Below are 16,087 nucleotides of genomic sequence, written 5' to 3' on the forward strand. Positions count from 1 at the left end.
TTAAATATTAAAATGACAATATGAAATTAAATTTGAAATACATTCCTCTTTTGTTCCTGACGTTTTCATTACCCCTGAAAGCGCAGGAGATCAAAGCAGAACTCAACAAAGATTTCAAAAGAACAGAGAAAATATCATACATTCTGGATTATCCCCAAAAGGTAAAAGGAAGCGTTCCGTTAATTGTATTTCTTCACGGATCAGGAGAGAGAGGAAACAATCTTGAAGCGGTGAAAGCTCACAGCCCGTTTACCTATAAAAACCTGATTAAGGAACCTGTTGCTATTCTGGCTCCGCAGTGTCCGGCAGATACATGGTGGGATACGGTAACAGTATATAATTTAATAAAGGAAATACAGAAAAAATACAAGATAGATCCTTCCAGAATATATCTTACAGGGCTTTCCATGGGAGGATGGGGATCGTTGAAACTGGCGATGGAGCATCCTGAAATGTTTGCAGCAGTAGTTTCTGTATGCGCACCTACGGACCGAATAATGTATGCGAATATCAATCAGTATAAAGATTTGAATATGAAAATTTTTCATGGCGGAATGGACGATATTGTCCTTCCTGATAATGCACTCAATTTTTATCAGAAACTGCATCCCGTCAACCCTTCAGCAGAATTGAAAATATTCCCGAATGACAATCATAATTCATGGGATTCAACTTATTCAGATCCCCAGTTATATGAGTGGATGCTATCTAAGAAAAAAGAAACAAAATAAACAGGATCACTATCTTTACTGTAAATAGAATATAAAAGAGCCTTAGCTGAGTGTAATGCCCTTGCGTCCTAAAAAATATAAAGCATTAAAAAAACTTAGTGCCGTCGCGTTAACCAACAAAAAAATTAAGGCATAAAACCAAAGAGAATATAAAATGACAATCGATTATAAAGAAACAGATATTGTCCGACCGGAATACCTTAAAGGAGATCTTGCCGATATTCTTCAGGTAAATCAATATGAAAACGGAAAACTTACAGTATCTGCTTTTTTTGAAAACTCAAAAAAGATAAGGCAGCTGAATTTTGCACATCCTGAAGTTTCTGAGATTGTTTATGAATACCATCAGAATTATTCTACTGAGACCGCTTTGGATAGCGAAAAGAATATTCTGGAAAAGGTATTGCACATCAACGATCCCTTTGGTAAGTATTATCCCTATTTTCTATCTAAAGGAATGGGGCTGGTTATAGAGCAGAATGGAAATGAGCAGCTGTTTAAAATACATGATAAAATTGTATATCGCTTCAGAGAATCCAGTCTGGTGGAGGTTATTTTTGATATAGAAGGTTATGATGAATCTTATCACCTTACGGCAGACTGTGATAATGAAGGCCGCCCTGTCCGTATGTTGAAAAAATATATAAGGCTTAATGATTTTCCTGATGTAGTTAAAACCTATGATTATTTTGAAAATGGAGTGATCGAACGGTTTGAAGACAAGATCAGCTATACAATATATGATGACAAAAAACGTAAAATAAGGATAGGAACTTTCAGATTCAATGAAGAAAAGGAAAAGTTGTACCAGGCATATATGGAAACTATGGATGAGAAAATATTCCCGCAAATTATGCAGGATATAAGACTGGAAACTTTTGAATATGATACGTTTGATAACCAGATCAGCTATGAAAAGTCCTTTTATCGTCCTGATTTTTCAAAAGAAAGACTTACGTATTATCTGCAGGAGTACAACTATTTTGACCAATACAATATAGAAACAGGCAGCTTTTATTGTAAGACGAAAGAAGATTATGATGATGATATGGAATACAGCTCTCAGCTGGAATATCTTGAAGATAGAGTGAACAAATATGAAAATGACAGGCTTACAACTGTGTATCATATTGAAAATGGTAGAAAAGTAAGAAAAGAGTTCTCCAATGAGCATCTGGAAGCTTACGAGACCTATGATGAATATGGAAATACACTTGATTCTTATGTCAAAAATAAAATGACAGGTGAAATAGACCGTATTCAACTTGAAATCATATACAAAAGCAAATAAAAGTAAGTAAAATATACAGCCTTTGCTGAGTGTAACGCCTTTTCGCCCTAAAAACATAAAAGCATTAAAAAAATCTTAGCGCTGTTGCGCTACACCAACAAAAAAACAATAATTAAAGAAGATAGATTTATGAAAAAGTTCATTGTACTCGCAGCTCTGGCACTCTCACCAGTGTTTTCTGCCCAGGAAATGGTCACCAAACCGGTGCAGTCTTTCCAGACAGCCCAATATCAGGCGAAAAGGAAAGCTTTTGTAGAAAATCTTTTATCTAAAATGACTTTAGACGAAAAGATAGGACAGCTTAACCTTCCAACCTCAGGAGACTTTACAACAGGACAGGCTCAAAGCTCGGATATCGGAAAAAAAGTGGAGCAGGGGCTGGTAGGAGGACTGTTCAATATAAAAGGAGCAGATAAAATAAAAGCCGTCCAGAAAGTGGCTGTTGAAAAAAGCCGTCTGAAAATTCCGTTAATCTTCGGAATGGACGTTATCCACGGATATGAAACTACATTTCCTATTCCGTTGGGATTAGCTGCTTCCTGGGATATGAATCTTGTACAGCAGTCCGCAAGAGTAGCTGCAAAAGAAGCATCTTCAGATGGTATCAACTGGACCTTTTCGCCCATGGTGGATATTTCCCGTGAACCGAGATGGGGACGGGTTTCCGAAGGCTCCGGAGAAGATCCTTATCTGGGAAGTGAAATTTCCAAAAATATGGTATACGGTTACCAGGGAAAAGACCTTTCTCTGAGCAATACGATTCTTGCCTGTGTAAAGCACTTTGCGTTATACGGGGCAGGAGAAGCCGGCCGTGATTACAATACCGTTGATATGAGCCATGTAAGAATGTTCAATGAATATTTTCCGCCTTATAAAGCTGCTGTGGATGCAGGAGTAGCTTCCGTAATGGCTTCTTTCAATGAAGTGGACGGGGTTCCGGCCACAGGAAGCAGATGGCTTCAGACCGAAGTGTTGAGAAAAATGTGGAATTTTAAGGGTTTCGTGGTGACAGATTACACCGGAATTAATGAAATGGTAGAGCATGGAATGGGTGATCTGCAGCAGGTTTCAGCGTTGGCATTGAAAGCCGGAGTTGATATGGATATGGTAGGAGAAGGATTTCTGACGACTCTAAAAAAATCTCTTAGCGAAGGAAAAGTAACTCAGTCTGAAATCGATATGGCAGCCAGAAGAATTCTTGAAGCCAAATATGACTTGGGATTATTCGACGATCCTTATCGTTACGGTGATGCTAAACTAGCAGCAAAAGAGGTCTATAATATGGAAAACCGGAACATTGCCAGAAGCGCTGCCGCCCAGTCTATGGTATTGTTGAAAAATGAAAACCAGATCCTTCCTTTGAAAAAATCAGGAACGGTAGCGGTGATCGGACCTTTAGTCAATAATTCACTGAATATGGCCGGAACATGGAGTGTAGCCACAAAACACGCTATTTCAGTCTCTTTGATGCAGGGATTACAGGCCAATTACGGAAAAGAAGTGAAATTCATTTCAGCCAAAGGAGCCAATATCGATGATGATGCAAAATTGGAAGAAATATATGCTGCTCACGGTAAAAAAACAGACAGAGACAACCGCTCCAAAGAAGTTTTATTAAAAGAAGCAGTTGATACAGCCAATAAAGCAGACGTGATAGTTCTGGCAATCGGCGAATCTGCTGAAATGAGCGGAGAATCCTCTTCAAGAACAGAAATTACCATCCCTCAATCTCAGGTAGACCTTCTGAATGAGCTGAAAAAAACCGGAAAACCTATTGCGGTAGTTCTTTTCACCGGACGTCCGCTGGCCCTGACCAATATAAAAGACACTCCTGATGCGATTCTGAATACATGGTTTGCAGGATCAGAAGCAGGAAATGCCATTGCCGATGTGCTGTTCGGAAAAGTAAACCCATCCGGAAAGCTTCCGATGACATTCCCGAGAAGCCTTGGGCAGGTTCCTATCTACTACAATGCCAAAAATACAGGCCGTCCACTGAGTCAGGAAAAAACAGATAAATGTGAATATGAAAGATTCCGGTCCAATTATATGGATGAATGTAATACACCGTTGTATCCGTTTGGTTATGGCTTAAGCTATTCCAAATTCAGTTATTCAGATATGTCGGTTTCCAATGCAAATCCAAAAGGAAATCAAACGGTTCAGGCATCTGTTACCGTAACCAATACCGGGAATTTTGATGGGGCAGAAGTAGTGCAGTTGTACATCAGGGATATGGTAGGAAGTATTACAAGACCTGTAAAAGAACTGAAAGGTTTCCAGAAAGTAATGCTGAAAAAAGGCGAATCTAAAAAGATTACGTTCAATATTACCCCTGAAAATCTCAAATTTTACAACGGAGACCTTAAATACGATTGGGAACCAGGAGAGTTTGATGTCATGATCGGTACAAACTCTCAGGATGTTAAACATTCAAAGATCAATTGGACGAAATAATTTCCGGATCAGTTTTTAATATATTTTAAATAAACAAAAGCCTTGTCAGATTATTATGACAGGGCTTTGTTGTTTCTGTATTGATAATCCTGTTTGCTTTGAATTTTTAGAATGTCATATAGAATCGGTGATCTGCTTATAAAAAATCAAGGATTTTTTTCCTTAACTCAACTTAAAACTTAATTGAAGCTTAATGTTTCAATTAAAATTTAAATGATTTCTTAATTTATCTCTATGTGTTGAAATATTATTTTAAATAATAAATAACGACTTTATTCTTATCATATCTTCTATTATTGAAGAGTCCTGTTTTGAATTTTACAAACTTAAAACAGGATAGTTGTAATCTGTGAAATCAGCAGGTGGAGAGTTGATCAATAAAAACCATCCGGAAGAGTATTTTTTAACTTTTTTGGCATGATTTTTAATAACACTGTAATAACTTTAATGCAGCAAAAAATGAAAAAAACAATTTTACTTAGCACAATGTTCCTTGGTTCTTTTGTGTTCGCACAACAGAAGCCTGTATTAGGCGGAGATAAAGATGCACATGGATGTATCGGTTCGGCAGGATATACTTATTCTCAGATCAAAAAAGACTGTGTAAGAGTATTTGAGCAGAAAATCAAGCTGACAGAAGTTGCTCCTAAAGGAAGTTCTACTTCTATGGCCGCTGTAATTTTCAGCAAAGACATGAAAAAAGCAGAGGTTTTTGTACCGGGTACAGGTTCAGAAAGCATTATCCTGGATCGGGCAGGAAAAGGAAAAGCCTGGAAAAAAGGAGAATATGCATTGGTTCCTTTCAAAAAAGGAGGTTACCAGCTTAAAAAAGATAACGTAGTTATTTATAAATAGATTCAATTTTTCAAATGAAAAAGCCGTCCCTGAGGATGGCTTTTTTTGTGGAAATGATCTCTTCCTAAAAACATGATATTATTATTTTTTGTCTGTGTTGTGATTAATTGTACGTTGCTGATAGGTTAATCTTCATTTTCCACATCTCACGGATTTTGCAGGTTTTCTATTGATCACAAAGCAAAAAATCTGTATCATCTGTTCAATCAGCGAGGCGTTAAAAATTATCTCGTAGATTTGCAGATGTTTGCGTAGTAAATCAAACGTTATAGGTTTCCAGAACCTATAATGTTTTTTCAATCAAATAAAAAATCTGTGTAATCAGCGGGATTTGTGGGAAACTTAAACGTATGTTGGAGAGGCACAATGGTGCGAGGCTTTTGATCTATTATGCTGCTTTTAAGGCGCAAGAAAATCCAAAATTTTCGGCAAGTAATACAGTATGAAATTTTATCTCCGATAAAATTTTTGTGCCTTTATACCCATAAAGAAAGTAAAAAATAGCGTCTTTGCGCAATCCAACAAAAACACATGTAAATCAATAGAATCTGCACAATCTGCTAGATCTGCGAGACCATAAAAATACTAACAAGTTCTTAGTAAAGCCCTGTCATATTAATTTGTAGAATTTATTCAATAGAGGTGGACTTTAATCCCCCTAAATAATAGTACCATTCATCCGGCTTTAGCCAAAACCTACATAATCACTCTGCAAAAATAATGATCATAAATCCTTCTGCGCTTTAAATTATTTGTCTGAAAATAAGTATATTAGTGTTGCCAAATTAAAGCAGGATCCGAAAAGCTTACAGAGTAGGAAAAAATCAAAAAAATGTTATTATGAAAAACTTAAGAAAACTTTCAAAACAGGAATTGAAAACAGTTCAGGGAGGTATCCCGATGTGTCTGTCAGGGTACTTCTGGTGCTCATTTGTAAGAAAGTGTATTCCGGTAGGATCGCCGTGCGGACTTATTGACTAAGATTGATTCCTGAATAAATAATCTAAAGTATATTGCTTTATATTATTGTAATAAACTAATAGAGACTGTCCCCGAAGTGGGCGGTATCTTTAGTTTTAATATATAAATGCAGTCCTGAAATTTTTTAATAAAATCCATATCAATCAACAAAAAACAAGGTTGAAAAATCATAAAAACAGGATTTTTATCTCTCACCGAAAAACCGTATTTTTGTACATCTAAAAAGTAAAAGAAAAGAATGAATTCCTACAAAAATCCATTGGAAGAGCGCTATTCCAGTGAAGAAATGTTGTTTAATTTCTCACATAATAACAAATTCCGTACCTGGAGAAAGCTTTGGATTGCTCTGGCTGAGATTGAAAAAGACCTAGGTCTTGACATTACAGATGAGCAGATTTCCGAACTGAAAGCAAATGCTGAAAACATCGATTACGATAAAGCGGCAGAATACGAAAAGAAATTCCGTCATGATGTAATGGCTCACGTTCACACGTATGGAGATGTGGCGCCTTCAGCAAAAGGAATTATCCACCTGGGAGCTACTTCAGCTTTTGTAGGAGACAATACAGACCTTATTCAGATCCGTGATGGGCTTTTAATTTTAAAGAAAAAGCTGGTTAACGTGATGAAGAATCTGTCTGATTTTGCCATTCAGTACAAAGATCTTCCGACTTTAGGATTCACCCACTTCCAGCCTGCCCAGTTAACGACTGTTGGTAAAAGAGCTACACTTTGGTTACAGAGTTTGGTTCTTGACATTGAAGAGCTTGATTTCTTCCTGGAAACCCTTCGTTTCAGAGGGGTAAAAGGAACTACAGGAACAGCGGCAAGTTTCCTTGAACTGTTCAACGGTGATTATTCCAAAGTAAAACATTTAGATAAAGAACTTTCAAAAAGATTTGGATTTGAGAAAGTTTTCGGAGTTTCCGGACAGACTTACGACAGAAAAATCGATGCGAAAGTGGTGGCATTATTAGGAAATATTGCACAATCTGCTCATAAATTCACCAACGATTTACGTTTACTTCAGAACCTTAAAGAAATTGAGGAACCATTCGAGAAAAACCAGATCGGTTCATCCGCAATGGCTTACAAACGTAACCCAATGAGAAGCGAAAGAATCGGAGCGTTGGCAAAATATGTGATGTCATTAACGACAAGCTCTGCTATGGTAGCTTCAACACAGTGGTTTGAAAGAACGCTGGATGATTCAGCCAATAAGAGACTGACAATTCCTCAGGCCTTCCTTGCTGTTGATGCCATTCTATTGATCTGGAACAATATCATGAACGGAATCGTGGTGTATCCCAACAGAATCAACAAACATATTATGGAGGAGCTTCCTTTCATGGCGACAGAATACATCATCATGGAAGAAGTAAAAGCAGGAGGTGACCGTCAGGAGATCCACGAAGTGATCAGAGTTCACTCTATGGAAGCATCCAAGCAGGTGAAAGTAGAAGGAAAAGAAAATGACCTTATCGAAAGAATCTTAAACGATGATTCTTTAAAATTAGATAAATCGAAATTAAAAGAAGTTTTAGATCCTAAAAACTTTATCGGGTTTGCCCCAATTCAGACGGAGGAATTCATCAAGAATGAAGTCCAGCCGATCCTGGATCAGAATAAAGATTTGATAGGACTGGAAGCTGATCTTAAAGTATAAAGAAGTATGCAGCCTTTTGGGCTGCATATTTTATTTCAGACCCCATTCATATGAAAAAGATTCTATTAACCATTTTGCTTGCACCCATTATTACTCTTTCCCAGGAAAAAGAAGCTTTACAGTACTTTAAATCAAAAGATTCACTGGTGGGAGTAAAGAATAAAGCTGGAAAAATAATTATTCCTGCACAATTCAGAGTGTACTCAGATCTTAAAGATGGAGAGCCTGTAAAAGGAGAAACAATCTATTTCGATGGTGAAAAAAAAGGCGAACAGCGTCAGAAAAACGAATGGGGATATGTCTATGACAGAAAAGGGAATTTCCTATACAGACCTTTCCTTTACGATAACGGAGCAGATTATTTTTCTGAAGGACTAAGGAGGCTTGTTAAAAACGGGAAGATAGGGTTTGCTGACAGAAACGGGAAAACAATCATTGCCGCAGAACATGATTTTGTATCACCCTTCAACTATGGATACGCCTCTTTCTGTGACGGCTGCGACTGGGAGAAAACAGAAGACGAGCATAAATCTATCGTTGGCGGAACATGGGGTATTATGAATGCCAAAGGAGAAGTGGTTCAGCCCGTATCACAGAAGTCCGAAAAAGATGTAGAAATTGATGGGGAATATTACCCATATCCTTTCAGTTATAATGAAAAAGAGAAGGATATTCTTCAGTTTTTCAATCAACAGAATAAAAAGCTTTCAGATATTTATTATGTAAATCTTTACAATAAACTGTCTGAAAATGAAAAAAAACTATACTTTGAAATTGTAGAAAGACCTAAAGAAAACTTCCCGTTCTATCAGGTCAATACCTATGATTACAGAAAAGAAGATACAGGATCGGACTACCGCTTTAAATTTACAGTATCTGAAGATGGGAAAACAGTGTATGCCGTAGATTATGATGAAAAACTTCCTTTTGAAAAATGGCTGAAAAAAGAAACCAAAGCCGCAGAAAAATTTCAGAAAGATCATCCGGACAATCCAAATAAAATCAAATAACAGAGAAGAGAGTCAATGAAAAATATATTCGTATTGGTACTGGCTTTAGCGTTTACAAAGAACTATGCACAGAATGATAAAGCTGTTTATTCCATCATAGATGCCAATGCAAAAAAAATTGCAGAAAAATCCGGAGCGTATTCCGTTTCTGTCGGAATTTTGAAAGACGGGAAAATCTATACCAAACATTTCGGTGAAATAGACAAAGGAAAAGGCAATAAAGCCAATGATAATACCTATTTCGAAATTGCTTCAGTTACCAAGGTGATGACCGGACAATTACTGGCAAAAGCAGTGGTTGACGGAAAAATTAATCTTGATGATGATATCAGAAAATACCTGAAAGGAGATTATCCCAATCTGGAATACAACGGTACCCCGATTAAAATCAGAAACTTTATCGCTTACAATTCCGCATTACCGCGTACATTACCCGATGATGAGGCTCTTTATAAAAATCTGACGAGTGATACCCCGTTTTTATTAAGAGATCTCTCTGCCTCTTATTCCAGGGAACAGTTTTTCAAAGATTTAAAAAATGTAAAACTCAAAGGACTTCCGGGAGTAGAATATAACTACAGCAATCTGAGCCTGGAACTTACAGGGGTTATTTTGGAAAACGCATACGGAAAGAGTATAGAGACCCTTTTCAATGAAAATATTTTTTCCAGACTGGGAATGCAGCATACCAAATTCGGAGCTCAAAAAACGGTGCCTGTAGCAAATGGGTATTACGACGGAAAGCTGATGCCGCATTTTGAATCAAATCTGTGGAGTTCTTCAGGAATGAAAACCATATCCAGTATGGGAGATCTTATGAAATTCATGAAAGATGAGTTGTATTCAAAAGACAAAGTCATTCTGGAGTCACAGAGAAATATTGATAACAGCAAGGAAAACTGGCACAGCTACTTCTGGGATAACTTCTACATCAGTGAATACGGAAAGGTTGGCAATAAACATGGCGGAGCATTCGGCACGCAAACCTGGTTTGCCATTTATCCCGAACTTAAAATGGGAATTTGTGTAATCGTCAACAATAGTACACCCACAACTTTCCCTATTCTTCAGAATGCTGCTGGCGAAATAATAGAAGATTTCGCAGTCCCTTCAGCAAAAAAAGAAATGTACGGATATTCAGTAAAAGGAAATAACGTTGTATTCAGCTATACCCACCCTCAAAATGCAGATGCCGGACTGCTCAATACCGTTGCACTAGCAGGCTCCTTCAATGACTGGAATCCTGAAAATAAGGACTACCAGATGACAAAAAAAGATAAAAACCGGTTTGAACTGGAAGTTCCTGTATCCAAATTTGAAAAAGGGAAGACATATACCTTTAAATTTGTACTGAACAAGACCGCCTGGCTGAATGCTCCTAAAAGAGCTTCCAATGCAGACAATACACCGGATAAGAACTTAATATTCACACTTTAAATAGAAGAAAAAAATCAGCCTGATGAGAAATGTACTGATGTTTATACTTATTCTGACCTTTGTAAAGAGCTATTCACAGAGTGAAAAGACAGTATATTCAATCATTGAAGCGAATGCAAAAAAACTGGCTGAAAAATCAGGAGCCTATTCCGTGTCCATCGGAATCATAAAAGATGGAAAAGTCTATACCAGACATTTTGGTGAACTCGATAAAGGAAAAGGAAACCAGGCAAATGATAATACCTACTTTGAAATAGCTTCAGTAACTAAGCTTTTTACAGGTCAGATGCTGTCTAAAGCAATATTGGAAGGGAAGATTAATCTTGATGATGACATTAGGAAATATCTTAAAGACGATTACCGGAATTTAGAATATAACGGAACCCCTATAAAAGTCAGAAATATTCTTTCTTATACTACAGCCTTACCAAGAAGCCTGCCCGATGAAGATGATTTGAGAGGTAAAAACTGGACGGGTAAAAGCCCTTTCTTAATGATGGAACGTGAAGCGGGCTATTTCAAAGACCAGTTTTTAAAAGATCTGAAGCAGGTAAAACTGGATACCGTTCCCGGATTTAAATATCAATACAGCAACTTAAGTCTTGAACTGGCAGGACATATCCTTGAAAATGTCTATGGTAAAGAGGTAGAAACGCTTTTCCATGAAAATATTTTTTCAAAATTAGGGATGAAGAATACTAAGTTTACCCTGGGGAAAAATGAAATATTAGCCAATGGATACAATGGAGATCATCAGTTAATGCCTCATTTTGCCTCTAATTTATGGGGTTCTACAGGAGCAAGAACAAAATCAACTCTCGGAGATCTGATGAAGTTTCTGAAAGATGAACTGTATTCAAAAGACAAGGTTGTTCAGGGAACCCATAAAAATATAGAGAATAGTAAAGAAACCTGGAAGGGCTATCTTTGGGATGACTATTACATCAGTGAATTCGGAAAAGTTGGATTTAAACATGGTGGCTCTTTTGGAACTCAGACCTGGTTTACGGTATACCCTGAATTGAATATAGGAATCTGTATGATTGTCAATGTCAGTGTAGACGGGGGCGGATTTGTACTTCTGGACAGCGCTTCAGAAATCATGGAAGACCTTACTTCATCATCAGCAAAAAAAGAAGTGTACGGATATTCTGTAAAAGGAAATAACGTTGTGTTCAGCTATACCCATCCCAAAAATGCAGATGCCGGGTTGCTCAATACCATTGCAGTAGCAGGTTCTTTCAATGACTGGAATCCTGAAAATAAAGAATACCGGATGACGAAAAAAGATAAAAACCGGTTCGAACTGGAAGTTCCCATATCCAAATTTGAAAAAGGTAAGACATATTCCTTTAAATTTGTACTGAACAAAGTAGTCTGGATGAATGCTCCTAAAAAAGCTTCCAATGCAGACGGAACTCCGGATAGAAATCTGACACTGGTGCTTTAAAGTAAAAAGAATAAATAAATCTAATATTAAAATCTGACATCTAATGTCTAAAAACAAAAGAATTTTCGTAGAAAAAAGAGGAATTTTCGATGTGGAAAGTCCAAAAATTTTTGATGAAGTAAAAGCGGTGGTTCCTGCCGTTCAAAGCGTAAAAGTATACAATGTGTACGATATTTTCGGTTTGAATGACGGAGAATTTGAAAAAGTAGTATATAACACTTTTGTAGACCCTGTTACGGATATTTTACACACCGAAAACCCGGCAGAAAAAATCCACTTTGGAATGGAGTTTTTACCCGGACAGTATGACCAGAGAGCAGATTCTGCCCAGCAGTGTATTGCATTGCTGACGGAAAATGAAAAATCAAAAGTAAGAAGCGGTAAGCTGATTGAATTTGAAGGAATCTCTGAATCAGATCTTGTTAAAATCAAAGACCTGCTGATCAATAAAGTAGAGTCTCAGGAAAAAGACCTGTCCGTACTGGATATTCCTGCCGATGAAACCCCTTCAAAAGTTTTGGTTCATGAAAATTTCACCAATTTTAATGATGCTGAGCTTGAGAATTTCTACAATAACCACGGTTTTGCCCTGGGATTGGATGACCTTAAATTCATTCAGGAATATTTCAAAACAGAGCAGAGAAATCCTACGGAAACAGAGCTTAAAGTTTTAGATACGTATTGGAGTGATCACTGCCGTCACACTACTTTCGAAACAGAATTGTCAGATATTCAGTTTGAAGGGCAGTTCAAACATACATTGGAAACCATTTTCAATGACTATATCGAAAAAAGAAAATTCTTAGGCCGAGAACTGAAGCCAATCTCATTAATGGATCTGGCCACCGTATGCGGTAAATATTTCCATAAAACAGGTAACCTGGATAATCTTGTGATTTCCGATGAGATCAACGCCTGTACCATCCAGATTGAAGCAGAATACGACGGTAAAAAAGAACCTTGGTATTTATTATTCAAAAATGAAACCCACAATCACCCTACAGAAATTGAGCCGTTTGGAGGAGCTTCAACCTGTTTAGGAGGAGCGATCAGAGATCCTTTATCTGGAAGATCTTTTGTATTCCAGGCGATGAGACTGACAGGAGCTGCTGATGTTTTAGAATCAGTAGATAAAACTTTACCGGGAAAATTACCACAAAAAACCATTACCAAACAGGCTGCCAACGGATATTCATCGTATGGTAACCAGATCGGTCTGGCAACAACCATGGTTTCCGAGATCTATGATGAAGGCTACAAAGCCAAAAGAATGGAAGTAGGGTTTGTAACCGGAGCGGTTCCTATAGATTGGGTAAGACGTGAAAAACCAGCCAATGGCGATTCTATCATTATTTTAGGAGGAGCAACAGGACGTGACGGAGTGGGCGGTGCCAGCGGAAGTTCAAAAGAACAGGATGAAACCTCTATTCATACCATGAGTTCCGAAGTTCAGAAAGGAAATGCAGTAGAAGAACGTAAAATCCAGAGACTGTTCAGAAATCCGGAGGTGACAAGACTGATTAAAAAGTCAAATGACTTCGGTGCCGGAGGAGTTTCCGTAGCCATCGGTGAAATTGCAGACTCTCTGGAAGTAAACCTTGATGTGCTTCCTTTAAAATATGAAGGATTAAACGGAACCGAACTGGCTATTTCCGAATCTCAGGAAAGAATGGCTGTAGTGGTAGATCCGAAAGATAAAGAAAAGTTCATTAAATTCTGTGAAGCTGAAAATATCGTAGCGGTAGAAGTAGCGAAAGTAACAGATTCAGGAAGAATGCAGATGTTCTGGAAAGGCGATAAAATTGTAGATCTTTCAAGAGCATTCCTGGATACCAACGGATGTTCAAAATCTCAGGAAGTAAAGATCACTCACCTTGAAGAAGTAAAAGAAGAAATCAAAACATTCACGGAAGAAAACTTCCTGGATATTTTAAAAGATAAAAATGTAGCCTCTCAAAAAGGATTGCTGGAAATGTTTGATTCTTCAGTTGGAGGAACTACCGTAGCAATGCCTTTAGGAGGAAAATATCAGCAGACCTTAATGGAAGGAAGTGTTCAGACACTGCCTGTTTTAGGTGCAAAAGATATTAAAACCGTTTCTCTGGCAAGCTGGGGCTTTGATGCTGAAATTTCAAAACAGAACTCATTGCTGGGAGCATCTTATGCAGTAGTAGAAAGTGTTGCGAAGATCGTGGCTATGGGAGGTGATTATAAAAACATCAGACTTAGCTTCCAGGAATATTTTGAAAAACTGGGACAAAACGCTGAAAAATGGGGCAAACCTTTAGCCTCTCTTTTAGGAGCTTATGATGCTCAGATCAACCTTGGTTTAGCGGCTATCGGAGGTAAAGATTCCATGAGTGGAACTTACCAGGATCTGAACGTACCACCAACATTGATTTCTTTCGCATGTGCCAATGGAGAAAAACAAAATATTATTTCTCCGGAATTTAAAGCGGCAGGAAACAAGATTTATTTCTTCAATCACATCGCTCAGGAAAGCGGTCTTCCAGACTATAATGCTTTAAAAGATGTTTATGAATTCATCTTTGAAAATATCAAATCAGGAAAAATTGTTTCTGTAAAAACGGTAAAAGAAGGAGGTATTGCTGTAGCATTGGCAAAAATGAGCTTCGGAAACAGATTAGGCGCTGAAATCAATGCAGATGAAAATACCTTATTAGCTAAAAATATCGGTAGCTTAATTATCGAAGCTAAAGAAGAACTAAGCTCTGTAAATCTTCAGATGATTGGAAAAGTAGTTACGGATGAAGTGGTAACCATCAATAATTTCAAATTTCAAATTTCAAATCTTGAATCAGCTTACACCGGTACATTTGAAAACCTTTTCCCAACGGTAGAAAAAGAAAAAATTACGGTGGAGATTGATGAAAAATCAAACTCCATCCATCCAAGAAATATCATCATCAAGAAACACGGAATTGCGCAGCCTAAAGTATTCGCTCCGGTATTCCCGGGAACCAACTGTGAGTATGACACACTGAATGCATTCCAGAAAGAAGGAGCTGTAGTAAGCAGTCTGCCTTTGATCAACATCAGTCACCAATTATTGGATGAAAGCATCGATGCATGGGTAGAAGAGATCAGAACCTCTCAGATTTTAGCATTCTCAGGAGGATTCTCAGCAGGGGATGAGCCGGATGGTTCCGCAAAATTCATCGTGAATGTTCTGAAAAACGAAAAGATGAAAAATGCCGTTCACGAGCTGTTAGACAGAGACGGAATGATCATCGGGATTTGTAACGGATTCCAGGCGTTGGTGAAATCAGGGCTGCTGCCTTACGGAAGAATTAAAGATCTGGATGAAAACTCTCCAACATTGGCTCATAACGCCATCAGAAGACATATTTCCCAGATGGTGACGGTAAGAGTGGTGAATGATGAAAGCCCATGGTTAAAAGGAATGAAAGGCCAGGAGTTTACCATTCCGATTTCCCACGGTGAAGGACGTTTCATGGCTTCAGAAGAAGAAATCAAAAAGCTTTATGAAAACGGACAGATTGCAACACAGTATATCGATTTAGACGGAAACATTGCCCACGGAATGCCGTTCAACCCAAACAACTCACTGTTCGGAATTGAAGGAATTACCAGTCCATGTGGAAAGATTTACGGAAGAATGGGACATCCTGAACGTTTTGCAGAAGGCCTCATGAAAAATATTCCTACCGCGAATTATCACAATATATTCAAAAACGGTGTTGAATACTTCAAATAACAATACAAGAAAAATGATCGTCATCCATGGCGGTCATTTTTCGTCTCTAGCAGGTTTCTATGATGAAATTTCCAACGTGCTGATGAAAGATGCGGACTGGAAAGTGGGAACGCTTGATGGCTTTAATGATATTTTATATGGCGGTTTCGGGGTATTTGAAAATAATGAGGAAATAGAAATGATATGGAAGCTGTCTGGAAAATCAAAAGAAGACCTTGGCCTAATGGCTACACAGGAATTTTATGAAAATAAGATCAGACAGGGCAAACCTTTTAACACCGAATTGATTCAACAGAAACTAAACGAGCTTCTGGCCGGAAGAGGACAAACACTGTTTGAAATTCTGGTTGAAATCATACAATCCCATAAAAATATTACGTTGGTTTTATCGGAAGACTAATAAAAGTACTTTCTCTTTATGCCCTAAGTATAAGCCTAAATAATTAATTTTGCAGCCCACAATACTATTG

The 16,087-nt window shown here is 37.7% G+C and carries 11 protein-coding genes; all 11 read left to right on the forward strand.

Features of this window, described 5'->3' with window-relative positions:
• The first annotated feature begins 20 nt into the window (after positions 1-20).
• The 11 genes from J2Y40_RS04490 (at position 21) to J2Y40_RS04540 (ending at position 16,017) form a co-directional block, all read left to right on the forward strand.
• Entirely contained in the window at positions 21-731 is a 711-nt protein-coding gene (locus J2Y40_RS04490; protein ID WP_153393495.1) for a prolyl oligopeptidase family serine peptidase, read from the forward strand.
• Positions 732-885: 154 nt separating this feature from the next.
• Entirely contained in the window at positions 886-2,022 is a 1,137-nt protein-coding gene (locus tag J2Y40_RS04495; protein ID WP_309997367.1) for a hypothetical protein, read from the forward strand.
• Between the two features lie 129 nt (positions 2,023-2,151).
• Positions 2,152-4,479 carry a beta-glucosidase BglX gene (gene bglX, locus J2Y40_RS04500; RefSeq protein WP_153393489.1) on the forward strand — a complete coding sequence of 776 codons (2,328 nt, stop codon included), beginning with the start codon at positions 2,152-2,154 and terminating at the stop codon, positions 4,477-4,479.
• Positions 4,480-4,938: 459 nt separating this feature from the next.
• Positions 4,939-5,334, forward strand: a complete 396-nt coding sequence (locus J2Y40_RS04505; RefSeq protein ID WP_153393486.1) for a hypothetical protein — start codon at positions 4,939-4,941, stop codon at positions 5,332-5,334.
• An 840-nt stretch (positions 5,335-6,174) separates the two neighbouring features.
• Positions 6,175-6,315, forward strand: a complete 141-nt coding sequence (locus J2Y40_RS04510; protein WP_153393483.1) for a bacteriocin-like protein — start codon at positions 6,175-6,177, stop codon at positions 6,313-6,315.
• Positions 6,316-6,553: 238 nt separating this feature from the next.
• Positions 6,554-7,981, forward strand: a complete 1,428-nt coding sequence (gene purB / locus J2Y40_RS04515; protein ID WP_309997371.1) for an adenylosuccinate lyase — start codon at positions 6,554-6,556, stop codon at positions 7,979-7,981.
• Positions 7,982-8,031: 50 nt separating this feature from the next.
• Entirely contained in the window at positions 8,032-8,991 is a 960-nt protein-coding gene (locus J2Y40_RS04520) for a WG repeat-containing protein (protein WP_309997373.1), read from the forward strand.
• A 15-nt stretch (positions 8,992-9,006) separates the two neighbouring features.
• Positions 9,007-10,428 carry a serine hydrolase gene (locus tag J2Y40_RS04525; protein ID WP_309997376.1) on the forward strand — a complete coding sequence of 474 codons (1,422 nt, stop codon included), beginning with the start codon at positions 9,007-9,009 and terminating at the stop codon, positions 10,426-10,428.
• A 22-nt stretch (positions 10,429-10,450) separates the two neighbouring features.
• Positions 10,451-11,878, forward strand: coding sequence for a serine hydrolase (locus J2Y40_RS04530; protein WP_309997378.1), 1,428 nt, complete (start codon positions 10,451-10,453; stop codon positions 11,876-11,878).
• A gap of 43 nt (positions 11,879-11,921) precedes the next feature.
• Positions 11,922-15,617 (forward strand): phosphoribosylformylglycinamidine synthase, encoded by a 3,696-nt coding sequence (locus J2Y40_RS04535; protein WP_309997381.1) that lies wholly within the window; start codon positions 11,922-11,924, stop codon positions 15,615-15,617.
• A complete protein-coding gene (locus J2Y40_RS04540) occupies positions 15,598-16,017 on the forward strand; it encodes a ribonuclease inhibitor (RefSeq protein ID WP_309997383.1) in 420 nt (139 codons plus the stop codon). The genes J2Y40_RS04535 and J2Y40_RS04540 overlap by 20 nt, the downstream gene beginning before the upstream one ends.
• Positions 16,018-16,087 lie beyond the last annotated feature (70 nt).

The organism is Chryseobacterium sp. 2987, from assembly GCF_031456375.1.
In the GTDB taxonomy this organism is placed as follows: domain Bacteria; phylum Bacteroidota; class Bacteroidia; order Flavobacteriales; family Weeksellaceae; genus Chryseobacterium; species Chryseobacterium vaccae.